The sequence below is a fragment of the Domibacillus sp. A3M-37 genome, assembly GCF_024213455.1.
GTDB lineage: Bacteria > Bacillota > Bacilli > Bacillales > Domibacillaceae > Domibacillus > Domibacillus tundrae.
The window spans coordinates 1-4,777 of record NZ_JANAVL010000054.1 but is presented as its reverse complement, the minus strand read 5'-3'; the positions used below and the strand labels follow the sequence as shown (position 1 = coordinate 4,777).

8 protein-coding genes are annotated in these 4,777 nt (G+C 41.3%); all 8 read right to left on the bottom strand.

The annotated features are described in order from the left end of the window. Window positions 1-189: 189 nt before the first annotated feature. The 8 genes from NLX67_RS22405 to NLX67_RS23415 all read right to left on the bottom strand — a co-directional run bounded on the left by NLX67_RS22405 (window position 190) and on the right by NLX67_RS23415 (window position 4,763). A complete protein-coding gene (locus tag NLX67_RS22405) occupies window positions 190-477 on the bottom strand; it encodes a hypothetical protein (protein ID WP_254313610.1) in 288 nt (95 codons plus the stop codon). Window positions 478-554: 77 nt separating this feature from the next. Next, window positions 555-722, bottom strand: a complete 168-nt coding sequence (locus NLX67_RS22400; RefSeq protein ID WP_254313609.1) for a hypothetical protein — start codon at window positions 720-722, stop codon at window positions 555-557. Window positions 723-787: 65 nt separating this feature from the next. Continuing rightward, a complete protein-coding gene (locus NLX67_RS22395) occupies window positions 788-1,321 on the bottom strand; it encodes a hypothetical protein (RefSeq protein ID WP_254313608.1) in 534 nt (177 codons plus the stop codon). 17 nt (window positions 1,322-1,338) lie between these two features. Beyond that, complete coding sequence (locus NLX67_RS22390; protein WP_254313607.1) at window positions 1,339-2,190, bottom strand: helix-turn-helix domain-containing protein; 852 nt, start codon at window positions 2,188-2,190, stop codon at window positions 1,339-1,341. A 362-nt stretch (window positions 2,191-2,552) separates the two neighbouring features. Further along, entirely contained in the window at window positions 2,553-3,005 is a 453-nt protein-coding gene (locus NLX67_RS22385) for a hypothetical protein (protein WP_254313606.1), read from the bottom strand. Beyond that, the gene (locus NLX67_RS22380) at window positions 2,989-3,783 is read right to left on the bottom strand and encodes a ParA family protein (RefSeq protein WP_254313605.1); all 795 of its coding nucleotides are present in this window, start codon (window positions 3,781-3,783) and stop codon (window positions 2,989-2,991) included. Before NLX67_RS22380 ends, NLX67_RS22385 begins: the two co-directional genes overlap by 17 nt. A gap of 267 nt (window positions 3,784-4,050) precedes the next feature. Continuing rightward, window positions 4,051-4,470, bottom strand: coding sequence for a tyrosine-type recombinase/integrase (locus tag NLX67_RS22375; RefSeq protein ID WP_254313604.1), 420 nt, complete (start codon window positions 4,468-4,470; stop codon window positions 4,051-4,053). A gap of 200 nt (window positions 4,471-4,670) precedes the next feature. Then, window positions 4,671-4,763: an IS3 family transposase gene (locus NLX67_RS23415; RefSeq protein ID WP_375143448.1), complete on the bottom strand. Its 93-nt coding sequence runs from the start codon at window positions 4,761-4,763 to the stop codon at window positions 4,671-4,673. Between the last annotated feature and the right edge of the window lie 14 nt (window positions 4,764-4,777).

Below are 4,777 nucleotides of genomic sequence, written 5' to 3'. Positions count from 1 at the left end.
ATATCATTCCCGGTTTTTTTATGGACGGTTTGCGGTTCCTCCGCGGCGGGTAAAATTTAACAGGCGGGCTTTCATCATTCGCACATCTCTCTGATTGCTACGGAACCCCGTGGCTTTTTTTGTGCGGTTATTATGCTTGCAGAAAACTTACGCCTCTTCTGCAAGCACGCGCTGGCTATCTTCGCAAAATTAACGCTCATCCCCCGTTATCCACCACTCATGTACTTCGCCGTCATACTCTTTCCAGCATACCCATACTTCCCGATTGCTTCCCATATCTTCTTCAATAAAATCAAACTCTTCGGCTTCAAGTTCATAATCATCATTTAGGACAGTAATAATGAACCTCTTAATTCCGTTAACTTCTTGTCCCTCAGAAACCGGCTCATAATTTTCACAGATGTACTCAGCAAGTTCTGTTCCCCCTGTTAATTCATCAGCACTAAACGTATCCATCTGAAACTCCATCGCATTCATCAGCATTCATCCTTTCTTTTTTTCGTAAAGCTCCTTAAATATTAGAACTTTACCTTTCCGTGCTTTAAGAGACGCCTCTAGCGCAGCCTTCTCCGCCAAAAACGCACCGCATCAGTATCAACGGCCGGCACGTCTTCATTTTCCGCAGTAAACCACGCCAGCAACACCTCTTCACGAATTGGTTTCGCTGGCATTAACATGCGGTCAATCGTTCCACTGAAATAACTGGCGATGCTCTTATGCACTAGACCGGCATTATCGGCGTCTGGCGTCATTTTAAGAGCGTAGATACTTGTTGTGCTTCGTTAAGTTATTGCGCATGGTTACTCCCTATCTCACTGTACAGCTTATCTCGAATTATTTGCTTCATTTGCTCAATTAGCGATTTTTCGCAGGCTTCCGAGCAGGCGCGGGAACCCATGAAACCCTCCGGAATCCCTAGGTTATAAATAGAGTCGTCTTGAAGCACGTAGTAATCCTTATCCGTCGCGCTGGAAACCTTTCTTTCGCAGCAAGCACATTTGAAACTCCAATTTCTCTTTAAGTTTTTACGAAACTCCTTGTGCTCAAACGGTTTGCGGCCTCCAACAAACTCTCCGAAATCAAGCTCTATTTTCGATTCGATACTCTCCTTAACGCCGTCCATCAACTCTTTTTCGCTCATGGAGCCATAACGTTTAACGAGCTCATTCGCTAACTCAAGTGCGAGCATGGGATTAATTTCACGTTCTGCCTCACGCCCATAAATGCCCATACCACGCTCTATTGCTTTGATTTCATATCCGCCGTTTTTAGAGTCCTTGTAAACAATAAGCTCCAGTCCGTCTAATGCGTCACCCATCATTTTTAATCATTCCTTTTCTATTTACATGCGGCAAGCTCCGCTTCAAATGCAGCTTTAGCAGCTAAGAAGTTCGCATCTGTGTCAACTTCAGGCATAGACTCTTCCTGAGGATTTGCGAACCATTTCGGCAATATTTCTTCACGCACCGGTTTGGTGGATTTCGGTGCTTCTTTTGGCGTTAACATACGGTCAATTGTTCCAGAGAAAAAAGCAGGCAATGTCGTGCGTACTGATCCGTGTTTAAAGGCTTGCACAGATGTCTTAAGCGCTAAGACAGCCATAGTATCGTTATTGAGTTTTTTGGCTCTAATGATACCGTAAACCGCACTTACAAGCTTTTGATTTTGTCCGATTGTAGAAGCAATATATTCCTTTACCTGTACGTATAACGGTGCGGTTTTAACCGCTTGCTCATACGTATTAATAGAATTAATATCTTTTGTCTTGGAAAATCTTTTGACTTCATGCTCCCCGTTTTTCGCTACCTCTTGTCCCCGTTTTTCTATTTTAGCCGGCAAGATTTGTACGAAATTCGCTGTTTGATGCATTGTCGAGCTGGTCTTTGTGTGTAACACTTTCACGATGCCAAGTCCGGATAGTTTTTTCAACCACTCGCCGACAGTGTCAGGCTTTTTTAATCCGAAGTGTTTGGCGATCAAGCGCTGCTTTTTAAAGGAAAGACCCGGAAACACCCGTGATTCGTCGCGCAGATAGTCCAGCAGAGCGATCAGCTTACGTTGCCACGCCGCTTTTAAACCACTTGCCTTAATGGTTTTAATGTGTGCGTTTACTGATTCGCGCATTTCTGGCACGCTCTCAAACGTTGCGTACTCTTCTTTATTAACTCGGTCGATTACAATACTGATCATAATTTCCGTCTCCTCTGCGGAAAACAAAAAGAACGCTTGCCTGCCGTATTGTTCTCCGAAAATCCGGAAAAGGGTACGACAAAACAAGCGCTCTTCAAATAAGACAGAAGATTCCTCTTGAACTAATCGTTTATATGCGTTAAAATAAGGGCATAATTTTATTAGTTCAAAAGAGTCCAAGCAATTGAGTTGCCGTGGTGTGATCACGGTATACCGCGTAAGGAAGTCCCCACTTCACTTGCGCAGCTTTGGCTCTTTTTTCTTTTTGGTCCGTTCATTTAGTTGCCTTTATGATACTACTTCTTAGCCAAATAATACAAGATATATTTCTATTATTCCCAAAACAATCCGCGACTACCTTATTACTTCTCCATTTCGTCCAGTAAAGCCTCTACAGCTTGGTTCAAGAACATCGTCTTAAATCCACGCTTACCTTTCGCCAATTTGTCAAGCCGTTTTGATAAGTCTTTTCGGAATAAAAAAGTTGTGCGTTGGTGTGTATCTTCAACAGTTTGCTTCTTCGTTTTTTCTTCAAACATACTTAGTAAATCACTCTTAACTTGCTCTACTGTTCTACTCGAAGATTCATCTCTTTGAGCGCCTTTGCTGCCTCGTTCTACCTGCTCATCCCTTGCTGCACCTTGCTCATTTCCTCTTTCTGAATACGTGTCTCTTAGCGCGCCAGAAGTAACTTGATCGCTATTTTCTTGTATTACATCTTTCTGAACAGTATTACTATTACTTTTTGTTATTTCATTTTCATTATTACTTTTAGCAGGAAATACATCTGTTAAGTTTTTATTTTGTCTTGCCATATTCAAACACCTCTTTCATTAGTTCAAAATAAGAAGAAACAATCTGATTGTTAGCATCGGTCCATGTTGCTGGCTTTCCTTCATACGCTGTTGAATTAGCAAATCGGATTGACTTCGGCACAATCGTTTCGTATAAAACTAGATCGTTCTCCAAACAATATCGTCTTGCTTGCTGCAGCATTTGACTGTGCAAAGTCGTTCTTGAGTCGACCATCATTCCAACAATTCCAGCAACTTTTAAAGACGGATTTACTTTTCCCTTAAAGTCTTCAATGGCCTGGATAACACGTACTAGTCCACTCACGGCAAACATCTCAGGAACAAACGGAATAATTACCTGATCGGATACAGCCAAAACGTTTCCTGCAACCAGGCCCATGCTTGGAGGAGTATCTAAAAAAATGTAATCATATTCGTCACGTACACTATTGATCGCTTTCTTTAGAAGGTTAAATGGATCGCTGTATTTTTGTAGGTTAGGCAAGATATCAAATTCAAGAAAATTCATATCGTTGTTAGACGGTAAAACATGCAGCTGCTCAGTAACTTCTATTATGACGTCTTTTGCCTCTTTAATCCCTAGCAATACATCGTAAATAGTATCCTCAATTTCATGCGGACTTAGCCCGAAAGCTATTGAAGTATTTCCTTGACCATCCGTATCAATTATAAGAACTTTTTTGTCCGATTGTTTAACGATTGCTCCAGCTAAATTCGTAACAAGACTGGTTTTTCCTGCGCCACCCTTGTTAGTAGATACCGCATATATTTCCGCCATATTGATACACCACCTTATTCACACGAATTTTTCATCATCATATAACATAAATTTTAATAAGTCAAAGTATTACGTAATATGTAATATTAATAATTCGTAAATATATCGCAGCGATTGATCATCGAAATCGTTTCAGGAAGAATCTTACTTATCCGAATTTTGGTAGGTTACATATTGAATTTTGCACATAAAGTTAAATTCAAATTTAAGTTTATTTTCTTGAATTCTATCAAGGAATTACTTTTTATTTTTGCAAATTATAGTATTTTAGTTCCGCATCGTATGGGTTCCGATGGCTCCTGTAATGCTACAGGCCCGTGCAGCCCCATTAACCACCCTCCAGGCGTTTTCTCGCCCGATTGTACATTTCCCCTTCCGCGAAGGAAACAGAATGTCAGAATCAGCCATCTGGCGCGTGTATTTCTCGATCTCCTGTTTTAGAGTGCCGGTCATGCGAATTTTTCGGATTTTGCCCGTTTTCTTCTTCTTCACGCGCAGATGATCCGTATTTCGGACATCCATCACGCGAAGAGACACAATATCGCTGATACGCAGCCCAGAATTGATGCCGAAGGTAAACAAAAAATAATCCCGGTACGACTGGTGAAGCAGGTACTCTTTCATTGCCCGGATCTGTTCCGGATCACGGATTGGATCGACCGTGTTTTGTCCTTGTTTTTCTTCCATCAAACTCCCTCATTTTCAATTCAATTTGTTGCATACAATATAACGCATTAATCTTGTATGTTGCATTGAAAGGTCGGCAGACAAACCCAAACAGGCGCCATCCCTTGATAAGTAAGGGATAGCGCCTGTTTTCTTATGGTTATTCGAATGCAACATAATACCCTGATCTTACCCCCGTCAAGCAGACACCTTTAAAAAGCCTACATCGCCTTTCTTCGAAATTGAACTGGAGAAAGGTTCTTTAATTTCTTTTGATATCTTGCGGTGTTATAAAATTTTATGTATTCATCTATGGCCTGCTCAACCT

Coding starts and splice junctions, on each gene's coding strand:
- NLX67_RS22405 (WP_254313610.1), bottom strand. CDS start 477: ATGAATGCGATGGAGTTTCAGATGGATACGTTTAGTGCTGATGAATTA.
- NLX67_RS22395 (WP_254313608.1), bottom strand. CDS start 1,321: ATGATGGGTGACGCATTAGACGGACTGGAGCTTATTGTTTACAAGGAC.
- NLX67_RS22390 (WP_254313607.1), bottom strand. CDS start 2,190: ATGATCAGTATTGTAATCGACCGAGTTAATAAAGAAGAGTACGCAACG.
- NLX67_RS22385 (WP_254313606.1), bottom strand. CDS start 3,005: ATGGCAAGACAAAATAAAAACTTAACAGATGTATTTCCTGCTAAAAGT.
- NLX67_RS22380 (WP_254313605.1), bottom strand. CDS start 3,783: ATGGCGGAAATATATGCGGTATCTACTAACAAGGGTGGCGCAGGAAAA.
- NLX67_RS22375 (WP_254313604.1), bottom strand. CDS start 4,470: ATGGAAGAAAAACAAGGACAAAACACGGTCGATCCAATCCGTGATCCG.